21 protein-coding genes are annotated in these 17,671 nt (G+C 61.4%); 9 read left to right on the top strand and 12 right to left on the bottom strand.

Features of this window, described 5'->3' with window-relative positions:
* Positions 1–132: 132 nt before the first annotated feature.
* From ACQ4WM_RS00105 to ACQ4WM_RS00080, 6 genes are all read left to right on the top strand, one after another.
* Positions 133–798 carry a hypothetical protein gene (locus ACQ4WM_RS00105; RefSeq protein ID WP_436544686.1) on the top strand — a complete coding sequence of 222 codons (666 nt, stop codon included), beginning with the start codon at positions 133–135 and terminating at the stop codon, positions 796–798.
* Positions 799–872: 74 nt separating this feature from the next.
* The gene (locus tag ACQ4WM_RS00100; protein ID WP_436544685.1) at positions 873–1,826 is read left to right on the top strand and encodes a 2-hydroxyacid dehydrogenase; all 954 of its coding nucleotides are present in this window, start codon (positions 873–875) and stop codon (positions 1,824–1,826) included.
* 19 nt (positions 1,827–1,845) lie between these two features.
* Positions 1,846–3,036 carry a low temperature requirement protein A gene (locus ACQ4WM_RS00095; protein ID WP_436544684.1) on the top strand — a complete coding sequence of 397 codons (1,191 nt, stop codon included), beginning with the start codon at positions 1,846–1,848 and terminating at the stop codon, positions 3,034–3,036.
* A gap of 28 nt (positions 3,037–3,064) precedes the next feature.
* Positions 3,065–3,424, top strand: a complete 360-nt coding sequence (locus ACQ4WM_RS00090; RefSeq protein WP_436544683.1) for a hypothetical protein — start codon at positions 3,065–3,067, stop codon at positions 3,422–3,424.
* On the top strand, positions 3,421–4,149 hold the full coding sequence (locus tag ACQ4WM_RS00085; protein ID WP_436544682.1) for a hypothetical protein: 729 nt from the start codon (positions 3,421–3,423) through the stop codon (positions 4,147–4,149). Before ACQ4WM_RS00090 ends, ACQ4WM_RS00085 begins: the two co-directional genes overlap by 4 nt.
* Positions 4,150–4,430: 281 nt before the next feature.
* Entirely contained in the window at positions 4,431–5,081 is a 651-nt protein-coding gene (locus ACQ4WM_RS00080) for a hypothetical protein (protein ID WP_436544681.1), read from the top strand.
* An 18-nt stretch (positions 5,082–5,099) separates the two neighbouring features.
* Here the strand turns inward: ACQ4WM_RS00080 and ACQ4WM_RS00075 are convergent, their stop codons facing one another.
* Positions 5,100–6,119: a DNA-binding protein gene (locus ACQ4WM_RS00075; RefSeq protein ID WP_436544680.1), complete on the bottom strand. Its 1,020-nt coding sequence runs from the start codon at positions 6,117–6,119 to the stop codon at positions 5,100–5,102.
* A 220-nt stretch (positions 6,120–6,339) separates the two neighbouring features.
* Between ACQ4WM_RS00075 and ACQ4WM_RS00070 the strand changes: the two genes are divergently transcribed.
* Entirely contained in the window at positions 6,340–7,341 is a 1,002-nt protein-coding gene (locus ACQ4WM_RS00070; RefSeq protein ID WP_436544679.1) for a site-specific integrase, read from the top strand.
* Between the two features lie 68 nt (positions 7,342–7,409).
* Positions 7,410–8,570 carry an acyltransferase family protein gene (locus tag ACQ4WM_RS00065; protein ID WP_436544678.1) on the top strand — a complete coding sequence of 387 codons (1,161 nt, stop codon included), beginning with the start codon at positions 7,410–7,412 and terminating at the stop codon, positions 8,568–8,570.
* Here the strand turns inward: ACQ4WM_RS00065 and ACQ4WM_RS00060 are convergent.
* From ACQ4WM_RS00060 to ACQ4WM_RS00045, 4 genes are all read right to left on the bottom strand, one after another.
* Positions 8,554–8,991, bottom strand: coding sequence for a PaaI family thioesterase (locus ACQ4WM_RS00060; RefSeq protein WP_436544677.1), 438 nt, complete (start codon positions 8,989–8,991; stop codon positions 8,554–8,556). The two genes, ACQ4WM_RS00065 and ACQ4WM_RS00060, sit on opposite strands and share 17 nt — an antisense overlap.
* Before the next feature lie 154 nt (positions 8,992–9,145).
* Positions 9,146–9,673 carry a hypothetical protein gene (locus ACQ4WM_RS00055; RefSeq protein WP_436544676.1) on the bottom strand — a complete coding sequence of 176 codons (528 nt, stop codon included), beginning with the start codon at positions 9,671–9,673 and terminating at the stop codon, positions 9,146–9,148.
* Positions 9,674–10,026: 353 nt separating this feature from the next.
* Positions 10,027–10,608: a hypothetical protein gene (locus tag ACQ4WM_RS00050; RefSeq protein WP_436544675.1), complete on the bottom strand. Its 582-nt coding sequence runs from the start codon at positions 10,606–10,608 to the stop codon at positions 10,027–10,029.
* Positions 10,609–10,610: 2 nt separating this feature from the next.
* Positions 10,611–12,914, bottom strand: a complete 2,304-nt coding sequence (locus ACQ4WM_RS00045; protein ID WP_436544674.1) for a heavy metal translocating P-type ATPase — start codon at positions 12,912–12,914, stop codon at positions 10,611–10,613.
* 97 nt (positions 12,915–13,011) lie between these two features.
* Between ACQ4WM_RS00045 and cadR the strand changes: the two genes are divergently transcribed.
* Complete coding sequence (cadR, locus tag ACQ4WM_RS00040; protein ID WP_436544673.1) at positions 13,012–13,443, top strand: Cd(II)/Pb(II)-responsive transcriptional regulator; 432 nt, start codon at positions 13,012–13,014, stop codon at positions 13,441–13,443.
* A 17-nt stretch (positions 13,444–13,460) separates the two neighbouring features.
* Here cadR and ACQ4WM_RS00035 read toward each other — a convergent pair whose 3' ends face one another.
* The 7 genes from ACQ4WM_RS00035 to ACQ4WM_RS00005 all read right to left on the bottom strand — a co-directional run.
* A complete protein-coding gene (locus tag ACQ4WM_RS00035) occupies positions 13,461–13,844 on the bottom strand; it encodes a hypothetical protein (protein WP_436544672.1) in 384 nt (127 codons plus the stop codon).
* A gap of 92 nt (positions 13,845–13,936) precedes the next feature.
* Positions 13,937–14,590 carry an SMI1/KNR4 family protein gene (locus ACQ4WM_RS00030; protein WP_436544671.1) on the bottom strand — a complete coding sequence of 218 codons (654 nt, stop codon included), beginning with the start codon at positions 14,588–14,590 and terminating at the stop codon, positions 13,937–13,939.
* A gap of 63 nt (positions 14,591–14,653) precedes the next feature.
* A complete protein-coding gene (locus ACQ4WM_RS00025; RefSeq protein WP_436544670.1) occupies positions 14,654–15,784 on the bottom strand; it encodes a catalase family protein in 1,131 nt (376 codons plus the stop codon).
* A gap of 106 nt (positions 15,785–15,890) precedes the next feature.
* Entirely contained in the window at positions 15,891–16,313 is a 423-nt protein-coding gene (locus tag ACQ4WM_RS00020; protein WP_436544669.1) for a DUF2061 domain-containing protein, read from the bottom strand.
* Between the two features lie 250 nt (positions 16,314–16,563).
* Complete coding sequence (locus ACQ4WM_RS00015) at positions 16,564–16,854, bottom strand: hypothetical protein (protein ID WP_436544668.1); 291 nt, start codon at positions 16,852–16,854, stop codon at positions 16,564–16,566.
* Positions 16,855–16,909: 55 nt separating this feature from the next.
* A complete protein-coding gene (locus tag ACQ4WM_RS00010) occupies positions 16,910–17,203 on the bottom strand; it encodes a hypothetical protein (protein ID WP_436544667.1) in 294 nt (97 codons plus the stop codon).
* A 197-nt stretch (positions 17,204–17,400) separates the two neighbouring features.
* Positions 17,401–17,671, bottom strand: a 271-nt coding sequence (locus tag ACQ4WM_RS00005; RefSeq protein ID WP_436544666.1) for an IS4 family transposase, incomplete at its 5' end; no start/stop codon positions are given.

Here is a 17,671-nt window from a genome sequence, read left to right as displayed (position 1 = left end):
CGACCTGCAGGCGCACAGGTGCAAAATTCGCCTGGAAAGGTAGCGCCAGGCGCTACCTTGTCGAATTCTTAATGCACCAGGGAAAGTATGCCTAGAATGGCGGACCGCGCCCTGGCGCTTCGAGGATTTCGCATGCCGCCGCCATCTTCCGTTAGTAGTCGCCGCATCAGCCTGAAAGGCGCCGCCGTGGCGCTGATCCTGGCCATGCACGGCCTGGGCCTGTATTTTTTGCTGTTGCCAGCCAGGCAGCTCAAGCACGACACGGAAGTGGCCTTCATGACCCTGATGCCGCCGCGCCCCTTGCCACGCACGCTGCCGATGCCATCCCTTCCGCTCGCTGTCACCGCGCCATCGCGCAAGGGGCGCAGCTTGCCGCCAGCGAGCGTCCCGGTCCCGGCCCCACTGGTCACCGCGGCACCGGCCGCAGCGATCAGCACCGCACCAGAGCCAATCGCTGCAGATGAGCTGCCAGCGGCGCCGGCCGACGATCTGCGCAGCCGCGCCCGGATGGCCGCTGGCAGCATCGACAAAACCCTGCGCGCCGAACTGAAGAACGACAAACCGTGGCTGGCGGCGCCCGAGCTGAAAAGCGGTAGCAAGTTCTCGGCCCTGGTCGCCAGCGCCTGGCGCGGCGGACCACCGATCAGGCTGGAAGAGTATATGACTGCCAATGGCAGGCCCGCTACGCGCGTGATAACGGCCACTGGCGCCGCCTGCTACGCCATACAGGCCAATCCGCTCGCCGGCGCCGATCCCTTCAATACCGCCGGCAAGGTGAAACAAGTACCGTGTCCATAGAGCTGGCCAGCCCCGGGTGGCGTCAAATATGCTAAGTTGCGTCTGCTTATGACACCGACCCGTACAGGACAACCATGCTCCCCGACATACTGATACTCGCCACCAGCCCGTCTGCCGCCGTCAATCAACAACTGGAACGCCACTACACCTGCCACCATGCCTGGCAGGTGGCGGCCGAACAGCGCGCAGCCTGGCTGCAGGAACGCGCCGATCGCATCCGCGCCGTTGTCACCACCGGCGCGCTGGGCTTGAACGCAGCCGACATGGCGGCCTTGCCGGCGCTGGAAATTATCGCCGTCAATGGCGTTGGCCTCGATGCGGTCGACCTGGACGCGGCCCGCGCGCGCGGCATTGCTGTCACCACCACGCCGAACGTGCTGACCGACGATGTGGCCGATGTGGCGCTGGGCCTGCTGCTGGCCAGCACCCGCCATATCGCGCTGCTCGACCGTTTCGTGCGCGACGGCGCCTGGGAGCGCCGTGAAGCCGTCAAGCCGGCATCGAGCCTGCGCGGCAAGACGGCCGGCATTTTCGGCTTCGGCCAGATCGGCCAGGCCATCGCGCTGCGCCTGGCCGCGTTTGGCGTGCAGGTGCGCTACTACCAGCCGCGTGCCAAACCCGGGGTCGACGCGCCGCGCGCTGAATCGCTGCTGGCCCTGGCCCACGAAAGCGACTATCTGATCGTCTGCGCGCCGGGCACGCCGGCCACCCGCCACGCCGTCAATGCCGAAGTACTGACCGCGCTGGGGCCGCAAGGCACCCTGGTCAATATCGCGCGCGGCGCGCTGATCGATGAGGCAGCGATGATAGCCGCGCTGGCCGAGGGCCGCCTGGGCGCGGCCGGCCTCGACGTGTTTGCCGACGAACCGCGCGTACCGGCCGCCTTGCGCGCCTTGCCGAATGTGGTGCTGACGCCGCATATTGGCAGCCTGACGGTGGAAACTCGCCATGCCATGGGCCAGCTGGTGGTGGACAACCTGCAGGCGCATTTCGCGGGACAGCCATTGCCGACCCCGGTTAAATTGTAAATAACAAAGAAAGAAACGGATGGAATTGAAAACATCGCTGCTGCGCACGCGAGGCAGGTTTGACAGCGGCAAGGTCAGCATGATCGAGTTGTTTTTCGACCTGGTGTTCGTGTTTGCCGTAACCCAGCTGTCGCATGCGCTGCTGGAACACCTGAGCGCCGCAGGCTGGCTGCAAACGACCTTGCTGCTGATGGCGGTCTGGTGGGTCTGGATCTATACCTCGTGGATTACCAACTGGCTCGATCCCGAGCGCATGCCGGTACGCATCAGCCTGTTCGTGCTGATGCTGGGCGGCTTGCTGATGTCGGCCTCGATCCCGCAAGCGTTCGGCACGCGCGGCCTCGGTTTTGCCGGCGCCTATGTGGCGATGCAGGTGGGTCGTCCGCTGTTTGCGCTTTGGGCCGTGCGCCATGAAGACACGGCACGACGCCACAATTTCCTGCGTATTGCGCTGTGGGCGGGCTTTGCCGGCGTGTTCTGGCTGATCGGTGGCGCGGTCGACCCGGCCGTACGTATTTACTGGTGGGCCGCCGCGCTGCTGATCGACCTGGCCGGGCCGTGGCTGCTGTTCAAGGTGCCGGGCCTGGGCAGCTCCTCGACCGGCGACTGGGATATCGACGGCAACCATATGTCCGAACGCTGCGGCCTGTTCGTGATTATCGCCCTGGGCGAGTCCTTGCTGGTGACGGGCGCCAGTTTTGCGGGCCTGGAATGGACAGCCGGCAACTGGGCCGGTTTTATTTCCGCCTTGCTGGGCAGCATCGCCATGTGGTGGTTGTATTTCGACAAGGGCGCCGAGCTGGGCCAGGCACGCATCGCCGGCTCGAAAGACCCGGGCCGCATCGCGCGCCGCGCCTACACCTATATTCATATGCTGATTATCGGCGGCGTCATCGTCAGCGCCGTGGCCGACGAACTGTCGCTGCTGCATGCCGACGAAACCAGCTTTGCCGGCATCTGCGCCATGCTCGGCGGCCCGATCCTGTATCTGCTGGGTAATGCGCTGTTCAAATGGGTGAGCAGCGAGCGCAGCGGTCCGCCGCTGTCGCACGTGTTGGGCATCCTGATCATCCTGGCCCTGATCCCGATGGCCTTCGGCCGCTTGTATACGCCGTTGATACTGGCCTGCATCACCACCGGCGTGCTGGTCCTGGTGGCGATCTGGGAACATATGGCGCTGCGCCGTCCGCCGCCGGAACTTGATCCATAATGCACACCTGAGTTTTCACAGCCTCATCATGAACGAGTTTCCTTATCCCTTGCAGCCGCTGCGCGTACCGGGCGGCTGGACCATCTCAGTCAATACCCTGTTCGAGGTCGAGCCCGGCCCCGACACCATGCAGTGGTTCAGCGGCGCGCTGCTGCTGTGGGGATACTGCCGCCACAGCGGCTATTGCTTCAATTCGCATTTCGAGCCGGAGGATGAGCCCGACGGCGAGTTCGTGCTCGAATGGGGCAAGGTAAGTTACGACCGGCAAGGCAAGGCCGTCAAGGGAAGCGAAGTCTTCCTCGGCGACTTCCGCACGCGCAGCAAGGCCGATTTCGTGGCGTACGTGGAAGGGTTCATGGCGCAGCCTAAGCGCGGGCTGACGGCATGACCAGGGTCAGCATCAATTATCTGTTGCTGTCGCTGTTCATTTTGCTGTTCGGCACGACCGGCGGCGCCGCCATGACGCGCAAGTTGGCCAACCGCAATGACGAACTGGGCTGGAGTTTTTTCTGGTGGTGGCTGCCGTTCTGCCTGGCGCTCTTCCTGTGCCAGTGCCTGCTGTTTCCCAAGGCCCGCACCCGGCTGCTGTATCAGTTGTTGTTCATGGGTTCGATGGCTTGGACGCTGACGTTTTTCATGCTGTCCATCATACTCCCCGTGTTCTGGCTCAGTGTCATGGCTGTGCCGGCCAAGGCCATCCTGGCGGCCGTTTTCGCCGCCATCTTTCTGTATAACCTGGTAGTCGGCTGGCGACTCGTCAACCGGCGCTGGGCGGACCTGGCCGCTCCCGCTTTCGAGCAGGAATTCAATCCCAGGGACGGCAGCGTCAATTGGGACAAGGTGGTGCGGAAAATGCGGATCGAGCCGGCGATCCTGATTCCCGGCGTACCAGCCAAATGGGCCGCCGCTGTCTGGATTGTTTTTATTATCGGCATGATCACCGGCCTGGTCATAAAGTCGCACTGGCCGGCGTTCAGCGCCTTTTCGTGGTCGATTCCCCTGGTGCTGATTACCGCCTGCCTCAGCCAGGTCAGCGGTGCCGCTTTCGCGCAAGCCGTGAAAGTGCGCGCCATCGAACAAGACAGGAACATCGTGCTGCCTTCCTGCGGCTGAGCGCCGCTGCTTGTGTTGTTCTGGTGCCGCTTCCAGTGGCGCCAGGGTGCCCGGTATCAGGCTGGCCACATCGCGGGTGAGCAGTTCGGCGCGTTCGCGCACGGTAAGGTCAAGCACAGGCGCGGCGACGGCCGGTGCACAGCCCAGGGGAGGCACGGTGGCGGCCAGCGCGGCTGGCATGTTAGCCGCGCAGGGTGAATTTCGCGTGAAGAAGACGATGGTTGATGGCAGAATGGGCATGCCAGGCTGCCAGCTGGCTCACTTTTGCCAGGAAGCGACGCATGTCCAACCGTGTTTATCTGTGTTGCACGAATTTTTCCACGCCGCCGCAGGAAACGGATTGGCCGGCCTTTGGCGATGAGTCCGGCATGGAATACGAGGCGGCCTACTGTGTGCCGTTTTTCTGGCTGTGCTTGTTCGGACCGCAGGATGTGTACCTGGCGCCCGCAGAGGAAGACCTGGACGATGGGCCGCGCGACTATGCTTACCTGGTCTGCCCGCGCGACGAGGGCCTGGCGCGCCTGAAAGCGCGCTCGGCGGTCATGCGGCGCGCCCTGGGTGAGGAGCGCCACGCGCTGTACCTGGAATGGCAGGCGCGCCTGGCCCGCGAGAGTCACAGCAATATACTGGTGCGCACGGCAGAACTGGACATGATGGACGAAGAAGGGTCCTTGCAGCACGATATGCTGGCGGCGCTGGCCGACCTCGACGCGGCTTGCGCCAGCGGCACCCTGGAGGTCAGCGCCGTACTGGCCAGCCTGGCTGGCCTGCCACATCCTGCCGAACTGCGGCGCTGCAACGGCTTTGTGCTGGCCGGCACGGCGATCAGCGCCGAGGGCTGGCCGCCGGCCTTGCCGGAACCTGAGCCGCGTGTCGAATCCAATGGTGCCGAGGTGGTGATGGAGGCGCGGCCGTGGTGGAAGTTCTGGTAGCGCGGCGCGCGCCGTCAGCTATTTTTTCTCTTGCCGCCGTTCGTCCAGCAGCGCCAGCAGCGCCGCCATGCCGGCGTGCTCGCGCAGCAGGGTGTCGCGCTCCTGTTCCAGTTGCCGCGTGCGCTGCAAGCCCGCTTCGGTCTTGTCGGCCAGCATCGCCAGCTGCCGGTCCTGCGTGGCCAGCGCCACCTTTGATTCGTTGAGCGCCAGCATGGCCGCTTCCAGCTTGGCCAGCAGGGCGTCGGCCGAGGCTGCCGCCTGGCCATACTGATATTCAAACTGATCGCGCTCGGGGCGCACGGTGGCGAGCGCCTCGCGGTCGGCCGCCGCGCTGTGCTCCAGGCGCTGCTGCTCCACTTGCAGCTGGGCCAGGCGCATGTCCTGTTGCACCAGGGTCGCCTGCTGGCCTTGCAAGCGCTGCTGCAGCTGGGCGTTTTCCTGTTCCAGACGGCTCAGTTGCTGCTGCTGGGTTTGTCGTTCCTCGCTGCGTTGCGCCGCCGACGCTTCCTGGTAATGATCGAACTGCGAGCGTACCTGCGCCAGTTGCCGGTTCAGCGCCGCAATTTCCTCGCCCCGGTCGGCCAGGCGCTGCGTCAATCCCGCATTGTCGCTGTGCAGGCTGGCCAGGGTGACGGCGCGAAAATGATGTTCTTCCTTCAGTTGGGCCAGCGCCTGCTGCGTGGCGCGCAGTTCCTGCGTCAGGGCAGTGCGCACTTCCGTCAGTTTCAGGCGTTCCGCCTCGGTTTTCTTCAGTTTTTCCAGCGCTGCATCAAGCTCGATGCGGCTTTCCTGCATGGCCGCTTCCAGCTGCTGCGCCACATCGCGCTGCTGCTTCAGATACACGCCGCGCATCGCTTCCATCAGTTCGGCCGGCAGTCCGCCTTCCGTTTTCACGGCGCCAGCGCCCTGGAACTCCTCCTTCCAGCGCTTGAGCAGCGGGGCGATGGTGCTTTTGCTACCCGTGCTGCCCAGCGCCTCGCGCACATTGTCGACCGTGGGATTACGCCCATCGGCGGCCACGATTTGGGCTGCTTTCATAACATCAGAGTACAAAATGCCGGCGCGAGCCATAAAACCACCTATGAACGAAATTTAGTAACGTATTACATGATACGTAATACGAGATAATATTACGATATAAATTTTCAAAAAAATGTAAAAAATAAGTCTCGATAAAATGTATTATCGTGGGTTATGGTGGCGTTGTGCGTGGTATCCTGCGTCATACCCAGTACAAAACCCTGTTTTCCCGCATTCCATGGCCCAGCACCCCCTGAAAAAATCACCCGCCGCCACGCAAGCCGTCGTGCCGTTACGCGGCGCCCTGATCAATGCCGAACTGGTCGCGCGACACCAGGCTTTCCTGGCCGCCGCCACCGCCGACAACACGCGCCGCGCCTACCGCTCGGCGATCCGCCACTTCCAGGCCTGGGGTGGGGCGTTGCCGGCTGATGAAGCAGCTGTGATCCGCTATCTGCTGGCCCATGCCGATACCCTGAACGCACGCACCCTGGCCTTGCGCCTGACGGCGCTGTCGCAATGGCATGTTTATCAGGGCTTTTTTGATGCAGCGGCGACGCCTACCGTGCGCAAAACGCTGGCCGGTATCGCCCGCCTGCACGGCAAGCCGAAAAAAAAGGCCAAGGCGCTGCCCCTGGAAGACCTGGAAACCATCGTTGCGCGCCTGCATGAACTGGGCACGCTGAAGGCGCTGCGCGACAGCGCCTTGCTGCAACTGGGTTTTTTCGGCGGTTTTCGCCGCAGCGAGCTGGTGGCCTTGCGCGTGGACGATGTCAGCTGGGAGCCGCAAGGCATGGTGATCACCTTGCCGCGCTCGAAAACGGATCAAACGGGCGAGGGCATCGTCAAGGCGGTGCCGTATGGGGAAGGGGAGTGCTGCCCGGCGACGGCACTGAAGAACTGGCTGGCAGCCGCGGGGATTGCCGCCGGGCCGCTGCTGCGCACCGTCAATCAATGGGGTCATGTGGCCGACAAGCCGCTGCATGCGGGCAGCATCAACACCATACTGGAAAGCTGCGCCCGGCTGGCGGGGCTCGATTATGTACCGGAACTGTCGAGCCACAGCCTGCGGCGCGGCATGGCCACCAGCGCGCACCGCGCCGGCGCCGACTTCCAGGCCATCAAGCGCCAGGGCGGCTGGCGCCATGACGGCACCGTGCATGGTTATATCGAAGAGGCAGGGCGTTTCGACAGCAATGCGGCGGGCAGTCTGCTGCGCAAGAAAACCCCGTCGGCGTAAAACAGTGCTTGGGGTTCAGCGCGCCATGCCAGATACTGCGTGCACCCGACTCTCGCCCAAGGAGCTTCATGAATCACAACAATACCGGCACGCGCAGCGCGCGCATCGATTTTTTGCGCGGTGTGGCGATTGCCTGCGTGCTGGTCCTGCACTTTACACTGGCCTTTGGCCTGTTTGACAGTCCGCTGGGCAGCTTGCTGGGCCGTGACGCCATCAAGGCGATTGCCTTCAACGGCAACTATGGCGTGACGATCTTTTTTGTCATTTCCGGCTATCTGATCACCAGCGGCATTCTGCGGCGCTGGGGCAGCTTGCGCAACATCGATGCACGCAGCTTTTATGTGATGCGTGCCGCTCGCATCGTGCCCAGCTTGCTGCTTGCACTGGCCATCATCACGGTGCTGGGCGTGCTGGACGTTCCCTTCTTCAACAACGGTGACGCCAAGCCACCTTTGCCGGCCAGTTATTTTGGCATCGCCATCCTGTCCATCCTGACCTTCTGGCATAACGTGTTGATGCAGTCAGCTGGCTATTTCAACTACTGCCTCAACGTTTATTGGTCGCTATCGGTCGAAGAAATGTTTTATCTGAGCCTGCCGCCGCTCTGCCTGCTGTTGCGCCGCACCTGGCTGGTAGCCCTGGTGTGCCTTGCTGCGGTCGTGACCGGCCCGCTGTATCGCGCCGCACACGCTGGCAATGAGCTGTTTTTCATGTACGGCTATTTTGCCTGCTTCGATGCCATCTCGATCGGTTGCCTGACTGCCTTGCTGGCGCCGCAGCTGGCCTTGCCCTTCCAGGCGCGACGCATCTTGCGCGTGGCCTGCGGCATGGCGCTGCCGCTGATTTACCTGCGCGGCATTGGCGGCCACGAAATATTTGGCTTTACGGCAATCGCGCTGGCGACTGCCGGCATCCTGCTGGGCGCCCACGGTGAAAGCGCGCCGGGCTGGACCACGGGCAAGCTCGGAACGCCGCTGCGCTGGGCCGGGCGCCAAAGTTATGAGCTGTATTTGTTTCACGTGATCGTGCTGGCGGTGATGCGCAATTTCCTGACCAGGGCGGAAGTGAGTTACGCCATGCGGCTGCCGTATCTGGTGCTGTTCGTGGCCTTGTCAGCCTTGCTGGCGATGCTGGTCAGCCGTTACGTGTCCGAACCGGCCAACCGCGCGCTGCGCGCGTGGCATGCCCGGCGCACGGCAGCGGCAGTGGTGCTCAGGACGGGCGGATAATCATGCAGGTGGCCGTGGCGTGCGCGTAGATTTTGCCAGCCTCGTCGCGTATGGTGCCTTCCGAAATGACCAGATTGCGCCCCGCATTGATGACTTTCCCTTCCGCATATAAAGTTTGGTCGAACGGCAGCGGCCGGCACATCTTGATATTCAGGTCGGTCGTGCCGTAGCTGACACCGGCCGGCAGCACCGTGTGCGTGGCGCACCCGGTCACGGTATCGAGCACGGTGGCGGCAAACCCTCCATGCACGCCGCCCATCGGATTGGTGTGGGTGTGATTCGCGGTGGCCGTAAACACCACGCGGCCGTGCTCGATGGTGTCGGCTTCCATCGGCATCACATAGGCAATACCCGGGCGCGGAAACAGGCCCTTGGCGAAAGCCTGCATCAGTTCCAGGCCGCTCATTTCATTTACTTGCATGGTCTTGCTCCGGTGGGTTGGTCAATGGTGGGTGATCCTGCCGGAAGCGCAGCCCTGCCGCAGGCATCAGAAAGCGGGCGACAACCGCCAGCTCCTCTTCGCTGAAACCCGGTTTCAGCTGCGCATTCAGGCTGGCCGGACAGCACGCGCATGCTCAATCGCGTTCGCGTTCGGCATCGCGTTCACGGCAACTCAGCGTCGCATAGCGGCCCGGCGCCAGCTTTCGGCGGATACCCAGGCTGGCCAATTCACCTTGCATATCAGCATTATCGATGAGGCTGCAGCGGTGTGCATGGGCAAAGGCCTCCAGTGCTCTGATACTGCCGTTGACTTTCACGCTCAGGCCGGCACCGGGACTGACGCAGCAGCCGATATAGCGCAACATATATTCTTCTTCGATCATCACCAGTTCGTGCCCCATGAAAGGCGCCGGCTTTTTGAGCAGGTAGTAGTCGGTATAGTCGGCCCGCAAGTCCGGCCTGGCGTCAATATAGCCGGCACGCGCATATGCCTGGATCGCCTTGCCGGAAGTGCCCACCCGTTCGCTGCCGCCTTTTTTAAGGTGCAGCGCGCTGGTCAGGCCATTTTCCAGTTCAGGGCCGGTCTCGGCGCATGCCAGCGAGGATGCCATCGCCAGCACAACGGCGGCTATCTGCAGCTTCGCGCGATAAAAATGATGCATGAAATTATTCCTTGTAGTGGTAGCCAGATGCAGGCACGCGTATCATTGTGCGTCACGATATGCCACCTGCGCCAGCCCAGGGCGGGATTGACTATGCTCAATGCCATTTATGATCACATAGCCGTGTTCGCGCACGGCCTGCGCAGGTGAAGTGCAGGCCGTAGCTAGCGCGGCGGGCGGGGCAGCTGCGGCGGCGCCGGCACAAAATAGCAGGAGCAGGGCGGTTGCGAGCTTACTCACGGGTCCTTGAATTTTGTTGTGAAATTAACCCTGATGGAACGTTTTTTTATGGCAACTGTCCACCCCGGATATAGCGCAGTGCATTCCGGCAGGGGGCTGCCTACGCAAGCCTCTCAGGCCTGCATCAGGCCGTCAATGTCGTAGGCGATGTCATCGATATCGAGATCAGGCATGGCCGGCAGGCTTGCCACTGGCTGCAGCAGGAACTCATAACCGCAGACACGGTTTTCCAGATCGCTATCTTGCCGGTCGATAAACTTGGCGACCCTGACCGCATAGTTTCCCGGCGCCACGCTGATTTGCGCGTCCACACCCAGGCGCTCGTGCGCTGGCGGGAAGTTCAGGCAGTAATCGAGGTCGAAGTCCATGATGCCGAACAGATCCGTCACGATCAGGCTGCTACTGGTGATTTTCAAAGGCAAAACAATGTCCAGCACGGTATCGAGCAGCGGAGGCTGGGTGCTGAAGGCGGCGCCGTCGTTGAAGACCAGTTGGTAGTCCCATGGAGAAATATAATAAACCGGCAGCAAACAGCCCTGGGCGATGGCGGCGTTTCCCACCGCGGGAAAATCATTGAAATACTGCAGCAGATCGATGGCCTTGATCTGTTGCTGCTCGATAAACGCAGCCAGCGTGACAGGATCGAACAGCACCATGCCCGGCGTTTCCAGTGTGATTTTTTGATGTTGCAACATGGTTAATCCTTTGCGCTTCGCAGCAGCCGCAAGCCATTGGCCACCACCAGCAAGCTGGCGCCCACATCGGCAAACACGGCCATCCACAAGGTCGCCAGGCCAGACAGCGCCAGGCCGAAGAAAACCAGCTTGATGCCGATGGCAAAGCTGATATTTTGTATCAGGATGTGTCGCGTACGGCGGGAGAGGCTGATAAATTCCGGCAGCTTGCCCAGTTCATCGTCCATCAGTGCCACGTCCGCTGTTTCGATTGCCGTATCGCTGCCTGCCGCGCCCATGGCAAAGCCGATATTGGCTTGCGCCAGGGCCGGCGCATCGTTGACGCCATCGCCCAGCATGGCCACCACGCCGAACTGGCGCTGCAGGGCAACTATTTCATCGAGCTTGTTTTCCGGCAGCAGTTCCGCCTTCACCAGCGTCACGCCGACTTCATCGGCGATGCGCTGCGCCGTCAGTGCGTTGTCGCCGGTCAGCATGACGGTGGTCACGCCCATGGAAGTCAAGCGAGCAATCGCGGCGGCCGCTTGTGGGCGCAGCACATCGGCCACGGCGATTACGCCCAGCGCCTGGCGACCGTCGGCAATAACCATTGCCGTATAGGCTTGCTGTTCCAGCCGAGCAAGAACCGCTTGCAGCTTTGGTGTCAGCAGCTTCAACTCCTGCATCAGACGCGCGTTGCCAAGGTAATAGGTCTGGCCGGCAAGCAGGCCTTGCACGCCACGGCCATGCAGTGCGGTAAATTGCGTTACCGCTTGCAACTGGTCCGCCGGCGGGCCCGCCTTGACAATCGCAGCGGCCAGCGGATGGGCGGAACCGGCTTCCAGGCTGGCGGCCAGCAACAGGATATCTTCACGGCTGCGGCCATCGAAGGCAACCACCTCCGTTACGGCAGGTTTGCCCATGGTCAAGGTGCCGGTCTTGTCGACGGCGATCGCCTTGATTTGATGGCCGGTTTCCAGGAATTGCCCGCCTTTTACCAGGATGCCGCGCCGCGCCGCCGCCGTCAGGCCGCTGACCACCGTGACCGGCGTGGATATGACCAGGGCGCAAGGGCAGGCGATCACCAGCATCACCAGCGCTTTATAGATCCAGTCCATCAGCGGCTGGCCCAGCAGCAAGGGCGGCAGCACGGCCACCAGGATGGCGAACACCACCACCACCGGCGTGTAATAGCGCGCGAACTGGTCGACAAAACGCTGGGTGGGTGCCTGCTTGCCCTGGGTTTCCTCGATCACCCTGACGATTTTTGCCAGCGTGCTATTGCCGCTGCTGGCCGTCACCTTAATATCGAGCAAACCCAGTTCATTGATGGTGCCGGCATACACCACATCGCCGGCAGCCTTGTCCACCGGCATGCTTTCGCCCGTGATCGGCGCCTGGTTGACGGCGGACTGGCCGCTTTGCACGATGCCGTCCAGGGCAATGCGTTCGCCCGGCTTCACGCGCACCAGGCTGCCTGCGGCCACCTGCGCCACCGGCACGCTGTGCCACTCATTGCCAGTCTGCACGGTGGCCACGTCCGGTGCCAGCTGCATCAGGCTGTGCACGGCATTGCGCGCGCGGTTCAGCGACAGGCCTTCGATCAGTTCGGCAATCGCGAACAGGAAAATCACCATCGCCGCTTCCGGCCACTGGCCGATGGCCACTGCACCGAGCACCGCCAGGCTCATCAGGAAGTTGATATTCAGGGTCAAGCTTTTCAGGGCGATCCAGCCCTTTTTCAGGGTCGGCCAGCCACCGGTGGCGATCGACAGCAGGGCCAGCGCGATCACCAGCGGCGAATTGTCCTGGTGCGCGGTCCAGGCCAAGGCCTCGGCGGCCACGGCGGCTAAGCCGGAGACGGCCAGCAGGCTTTTCTGCATGCCAGAGAGCTTGCCTTCGTCGGGATTGGTCACGGTGGCCACGCCATCTTCGACCGGCACGGCCTGCATGCCGATGCCGTGCATCGCCGCTTCCACGGTCGCCATAGACGGCAGGGTGTGGTGCACGTCCAGCACCCGGTTCATCAGGTTGAAATCAAGCCCGACCACGCCGTCCATGCCGGAGAGCTTGTTGCGGATCAGGCGTTCTTCCACCGGGCAATCCATGTTCGCGATGCGGTATTTGGCCGTTTGCGCGCCAGCAGGCGCACCCGCAGCGCTGGGCAGTTCGAATGCCGCCGCTGGCGCAGCCACCTCGGCATGGCTGTGGGAACAGCAGCCGCCATGGGAATGCGCAGATGCATCTGGCTTGTCATGGCCGTGATCGTGCGGCTGGTCGTTCGACGGTGCTGGCGTTGGCGTATGGTGGTGGTGATCGTGCGGCATCGCATCATCCTTCAGGGATTCGTGTATGCTTGCATTAGAAACCCTGTAGCCGCTACAGGGTCAAGCGAAATTTACACGATACAAGAAAAGGACTGCCATGCGTATCGGAGAACTGGCCAAGCGCACCCATTGCGACGTTGAAACGGTGCGCTACTATGAAAAGGCGGGCTTGCTGCAGGAACCAGGCCGCAGCAGCGCCGGCTACCGCGAATACAAGGCGGAGCACCAGGAACGGCTGCAATTCATCCGCCATTGCCGTTCATTGCAGATCGGTTTGAGCGATATACGCGCCTTGCTGGAATTTAAGAACAACCCGGCCGAAGGCTGCCAGAGCGTCAATCAACTGCTGGACCATCATATCGAGCGCATCGCCGAGCAGATGGCCAACCTGCAAACCTTGCAGCAGCAACTGGTCAGCCTGCGCCACCAGTGCGACCAGCCGACGCCGTCGCAAGACTGCGCAATCCTGCAAAACCTGTCGGAAGCGGCCAGCGCCAACGATTGCGCCTGCCATACCGAACTGCATTAATCGGGCAAGCGTTCAAATTACGCGCATTGTGGCAGGGTCCAGCCCTCATAACCCATGTCGGTCGGGTAGATTGCGCGTTCCTTGCCCCAGCGGGCAAAGTCCTGCAAGCCATCCTCATGCAGATCGAGCACCCATTCGGTGCTTTCCAGCATTTCTCCCTGCTTGTCATACACACGGAAGAACGATTGCGTGCTCAGCGAGCGCACAATATTCGATACCGTGCCGCTGCCATAGGCGGGCGAATAGGTATTGATCACGCATTTGCCGCTGGGGCTCCAGGCTTGGGCGTACAGCTTGGCGTGCTCGGCGGCATTGATCTTGACCGACAGCCAGATGGCGAGCAGCATGGCCAACAGCAGGCCGGCAACCATCAGCAGACTTTTCTTGAGTATGGAAGACATGAAAGACATGGAAGACAAGATGAAAGCATTGTAAGCCATGCGGCCAGCACCCGGGCGCGCGCCAAGGCAGGGCCGCCCGGCGCGGGCTTCTTTTACTCGACGGTGCTGCCGCCCAGCTCAACTTCCAGGCGGCGAAACAGCGGGCCAATATCCGGGTCCTCGCGCCAGCCGGGCAGGCCGATATCGAGATATTCGGCGGTGGCTGCCAGGTGCGATGGCTGGCTAGCGTATTGCTCCAGGTCACGAACGACGGTGTCCTTGTCCAGATACAGACTGCTGATATAGGCATCGAAAGAGGGCGCCAGCACCATCAGGCCGGCTGGTGCGCGTGGCCCGGTCCAGGCCGGCAGCTCGCGGATATGGGCCAGTACCCGGCCCTGGCCTTCGTCGCTCAAGTCCAGGAACAGCATGGAGTCGCCGCCATCACGGGTAAACGGCAGGATTTTTTCCGGCATCTCCATATGCTTGCGTGCGGCGCGCAGCTCGCCCACCAGCGTGCAATCGCAAAAATCGCCCTCGTCAGCACTGAAGATACCCGGAAACGACATCTGCTCGAAGCCGCCACGACCATCGGGCACGTCGCAGTAGTAGTCGATCTCGCCGCCGTTGGCTACCTGCAGAAACTCCAGGAAACTCGCGGGCAGGCTTGCTTGCAGCTCGGTTTCTATGGCAGCGATCTGCCCGGGCGTGGGCGCCGGCTTGGCTTCGTCGATGGCGAGATGGCGATAGCGGTTGTAATAGCTCATGGGTATCCTGGCGGCAAGTCAAAACCGTTAGTGTAAGCAATCTGGCCGCCAGGCCGTGTTCCCTTAGACGACAGGCAAGTCTTGCTCGCCGCGTGGCTCGCGTGCCTCGATGCCCGTGCGCTCGAAGCGAAAGCGCGCGGACATCGCGTAGGCTGCCTTGCGTACGCGCATGATCGAGCCCAGCGGACGGTGCTCCAGCACGCCGTGCCACGGCGTAAACGACATGCCGTCATCGATGGCGCGTGACAGCGCCTCGCTCCAGCCCGCCTGTGGCGGCGCCGTAATGCGCGCTACCGGCAGGAAAGGGCTGTCTTCCTGTGGCCATTCGACTGAAGCGTCTTCTAGCGGCATGGCGTCGATATCGCGGCACAGTTGCACGCGCAGCTCCCACGTCGCAGCATGGCTGGCAAAAAACGCTTGTACCGCCTCGCGCAAGCCGTTCGGCTTGCCGTCCAGGTCGACCGGCGCGTCTTTCAGCGCCGCCAGTTCCGGCGACACCGGCACCAGCTGCAGCTTGGCCATGTACGCGCCATACAAGATCGGCACCTGGCTGAAATAGGTTTCCCCAAGTACATTGGTTTCCGGATGGCCGCCCATGCCTTTGAGCAATGCGCTTTCGCCGCCAACCGCTTCCAGCGCTTTTTCGGCGCCTTGCAGCACGGTCGACAGTGCCTGCTTCAGGCGCGGAACCTTGTCGGTGGTGCTGGCCAGCAGCTTCAGGCTGCCGAGAAATTTCTTCGCGGTCGGCGCCTGGAACACAGGGCCGTTGACCATCACGAAATCCTGGGTGGCCGCCGGCACGCTGGCCGTACTGTCTTCACCGTCCAGCGTGGACAGCTGCGTGCCCGGCACGCCAACGACCTTGATGGCCATGCCGCGCGGCACTGATACATTGTCGTCAAGCATGTCGCCTGGAATGGTCGATACGCGCATCACCACCGGGTAAGTGCCCGGCTGCGCAAAAAGCCCCTGCGCCAGCTCGGGCGCCAGGTTATCAAGCACCTGCAACTGGCCGCGCAGCAAGGCATGGCTCTTGGCGTGCACGCTGCGGATCGGGTGGCCGGAGTCTTTAAACGTCGTGGACGAGATGCCATGCAAGGTTTGCAGTAGTTGCGCCTTGGTATCTTGCTCGCCTTCCTCTTCGTATTCATAGCGAGGATCGTAAGGCAGGGGCGGGCGGGGAATGGCGGACATGGCTTTTCCTTGAAAATAGTAGGTGTGGGCCATGATTACCGCAAGCAGCTTTCCCTTCTGTATGCTGGCATACAGAGTGCAGACATTCAGCCGCGCCGCAGTGCGCTCAGAGCGGCGCCAGGCGCAGCGCGTCGCGCACCTCAAGGCGCGTGCGCAGGCGTTCCCAGAAACCATCATGGAAAGGCAGCACGATCACATTGCAGATCGGTTCGACAATCGCCAGCAAGCTGCCAAACGCCGCCGAACCCGTGGCCAGGTACATCACGGAAAAGGCCACGCCCATATGCATCATGGTCTGGCTCAGCTTTTCGCCTGCCACCGCCGCCATGCCCAACTGTTCTTTTGCCTGGCGGCTGCGAATCGCGTGCCACAACTTTTCATGCAGCGGCAGCAAGGCCACATTGATGACCGGTTCGATAATCGCGGCCAGGCCACCGAGGGCAAGTGAGCCCGTCAGCAGGTAAGCAAGGCCAAATGCGATCGACATATGGGTAATGACTTGACTGACGGTTTTGATAGCGGTGAGCATGGAAGGCTCCTTTCTGAGCTGGCTGATCATTGACTTACATAGTAATGATTCTCATTTGCGAATGAAAGTAAATTTTCTCAACCAAAGCAGTAGGCTGTGACTATGACGCTGCTTGATGAACGGGGAGGGGCAGGGAAGCACGGTTGAGGCTGCCCTGCTGCGGGGGACCGCTAGCGGGCAAGGACGCCGGTGTGATCACCATCGAAAAAGTGTCCGAAATGGGCAAAAAACAGATTCAATCAAAAACCGACTATTCCTGGCCTGCATGCTGTTCGAACAGCTGATTGATGAGTTCACGAACGATATCAAAGCTCAGGCCAACGTTGGGACGAAGATTATCTGTCCCATGGGCATGCATATTTCTCAAATGCGGCAGTGTCGTAATAAAACGCCCAATCCAGTCGAATTGAATCTCTTCCTCGGTTGGCTGCACATTCATATCGTCAACAACGCAGTTGTCCAAACCTTCCTCGTTCATTCTGCGCATCTCGGCACGACGATGGCGATCCCGCGCCATCTCCAGCGCCCGTTCATCTTTCACTTCAACGCTCGTTAGCGATCAGTCCATGGACGCTGGCTGCGCGTAACAACTTCGTCTATCCCCGTGGCGGTTCCTCACTTGTAAAACTTGCCAGGCGAATGCGCGCCGCCATTTCCAGGCTCGCCAGAATATGCTGTTCCGCCACCATGTTGAAGCGATACACGTACCAGGCATAGACGAACAGATTTCTGCCAGTCTCGAAATGAATCCGCACTTCGTCGGGCACATCGGCAGAGAGGGTGAACTGGTCGATATAGCCGAGCCGTTGTTCAAGAGTTTGGTGTTGAGTCCGCGGATCTGGCGCCTGCACGTTGCCTGAAGTGCGAACGCTATCGCAGCTGTTGATCATGTTGATCCTGTGTGCTTGTGTTGGAGGAAACTGCGCCGATCAAAGACGGGGCAGCATGATTACGCAAAATCGCATTTGCGATTGAGAAAATGGTAAAACGATCATTCTCATAAATCATGGTATGACTTCGCATAATTTATATTATGTAAAATAAAAAACTAAGGCGGGTGATTCATGTTGAAGTTATAGCCACCTCGTTATACATAACTGTTGAGCGCCCCCATTTCACGTAGGGTGCGTATTGTTTGCGCCGCCACATGAACATCCTTCAAACCAAGCCAGATCGTCTTAACGCCCGGTTCGCCATCGCCCTTGCGGGCGAGGAAGCCGCCAATGCAGGCCACTTGGCGTAGAACCTCGTTCAAGCGGGGTTTGTCTGGCGGTGTCTTTTTGCGCAGCAGGTAGGCTGCTTGAATCTCATCGGGGTCGAAGAAAAGTTCCGCATCCAAATCCGGACAGGTCCTGCCC

This window comes from Janthinobacterium longum, assembly GCF_051380735.1.
Taxonomy (GTDB): domain Bacteria; phylum Pseudomonadota; class Gammaproteobacteria; order Burkholderiales; family Burkholderiaceae_D; genus Janthinobacterium.
This window is presented reverse-complemented; position numbering and strand designations above follow the sequence as displayed.